The sequence below is a fragment of the Streptomyces niphimycinicus genome (assembly GCF_018883605.1).
GTDB lineage: Bacteria > Actinomycetota > Actinomycetes > Streptomycetales > Streptomycetaceae > Streptomyces > Streptomyces niphimycinicus.
Genome location: NZ_JAHLEM010000258.1, coordinates 1 through 1,862 on the forward strand (window position 1 = coordinate 1; position 1,862 = coordinate 1,862).

A 1,862-nucleotide genomic window follows, 5' to 3' on the forward strand; every position below is an offset into this window, starting at 1 on the left:
AGCGCACAACGGAGTCCGGCGTGCGGCGCCGTCAGGCGCCCCCGTTCGGTAGCGGCGCCTCCCACACCACCGCCGTACCGCGCCCGTCCTCCCCGAGCCCGGGGCCGACGCCGCTCGACCCGCCCAGCGCCTCGGCCCGCCGCACCAGGTTCGTCAGACCGCTGCGCCGCCCGCCCGCGGGCACGCCCACCCCGTCGTCCGCGACCGTCAGCCGCACCGACGGTCGCCCGTCCGCAAGCCGCCCCGTGGCGTCCACGACCACCTCGATCCGCTCCGCCCGCGCATGCCGAAACGCGTTGGACAGCGCCTCGCGCAGCGCCGCGACGAGATGGGCGCCGGTCGCCGTGCCGACCCGGGAGTCCACCGGGCCCACGAAGGTCAGGGACGGCTGGAAGCCCAGCGGCACGGCGGCCGCCCTGACCTCCCGCAGCACCCGGCCGCGCAGCCCGGGCGGCGTCTCGGGTGGGGTCTGCTGGAGCGCGTAGATCGCCGTCCGCACCTCCTGGATGGTGGCGCCCAGTTCCTCGACGGCCCGCTCGATCCGCTCCCGCACCTCCGGCGCGTCCGACTGGCGCTCCGCGCTCTCCAGCAGCATCCCGGTCGCGAAGAGCCGCTGGACGACGAGGTCGTGGAGATCGCGGGCGATCCGGTCGCGCTCCTCGAGGACCGCGAGCCGCTCCCGGTCGCGCTGCGCCTCGACGAGCACCAGCGCGACCGCCGTCTGCGCCGCGAACTGGGCGGCCAGCGTGCGCTCCGTGGCGGTGAACGGGCGGGCGCCGGGCTCGCGCGCGGTGGCCAGCACGCCGACCACCCGGTCCCCGCTGCTCAGCGGGACCATCAGGCTCGGCCCGTAGCGCCCGGGGACGCCGCTGCCGAACAGCGGGTCGGTGGCCGGATCCTCGATGACGACCGGCTGCCCGGCCAGCAGTCTCGGCACGGCCGGGGAGCGGGCCGGAAGTACGGCGCCGAGCAGCCCCGACCGCTCATCGGCGGCCACCGCCGCGACCTTCAGCCCGCCCTCGCCCTCCTCCGGCAGCAGCACGATCCCGACGACCGCGTCCGCGAGTTCCCGGACCTTCTCGGCGACCACGGCGGGCCCCTCCCCGGCACCGCCGGACAGCAGCGTCTGGGTGACGGCCACCGATCCCTCGATCCAGCGCTCGCGCTGCCGGGTGGCCCCCTGGACGCGGGTGTGGCCGATGGCGATCCCGGCCTCGGTCGCCAGCACCTCGACCAGATGCCGGTCGGACTCGGTGAACGGGCCGCCGTCCCGCTTCCCGGCGAGGCAGAGGGTGCCGAAGACCTCCTCCCCGACCCGCAGCGGAACGCTGAGATACGAGCCCGGCGGCTGGGCGGCCGACGGCGCGAGCAGCGCCGCACACCGCTCCCGGTCGCTTTCGCTGTCGGTCTTGGTGTCGGTCTCGGTGTCGCCGTACGTGACCACATCGGCCAGGCCGCCTTGCTCCCCGGCGGCGTCGCCCTCGGCGTGGTACACCCCGATCGCGGCGCGGCGGGCGCCCACCAGCTCTGCCGCGGTGCGCACGATCCGATCGAGGACGGTGTGCGCGTCCGGCCCGGCGCCGAGCGAACGCATCGCCTCCAGCAACCGCGGCAGCCGCGCCGTGAGCTCGGTGGACAGCCCACGCAGCCCCCGGGTCGCCTCCGCGGCCACGTCCAGGGGATCGGGGGAGGGCGCAGCGGCCGCCATGCCGTCGAGCCTAATGAATGGCGCAGATGAACGCCGCTGCTGGCACTGGGCCCCGTCCGGTGAATCGTCGTCGCCTGCGCACCGGTCGGCCGGCGCCTGCGACATCGGCCGCCTGGCACGCGAGGCCCGCTGAGGCGGCGCCGGGACCCGCGGC

1 protein-coding gene is annotated in these 1,862 nt (G+C 76.6%); it reads right to left on the minus strand.

Annotated elements, in window-relative coordinates:
• Positions 1-31: 31 nt before the first annotated feature.
• Positions 32-1,708 carry a GAF domain-containing sensor histidine kinase gene (locus KN815_RS23050; RefSeq protein ID WP_216343842.1) on the minus strand — a complete coding sequence of 559 codons (1,677 nt, stop codon included), beginning with the start codon at positions 1,706-1,708 and terminating at the stop codon, positions 32-34.
• Positions 1,709-1,862: the final 154 nt, after the last annotated feature.

Excerpts from the sequence above, each read along its gene's own strand:
- KN815_RS23050 (WP_216343842.1), bottom strand. The coding sequence starts at position 1,708 with ATGGCGGCCGCTGCGCCCTCCCCCGATCCCCTGGACGTGGCCGCGGAG.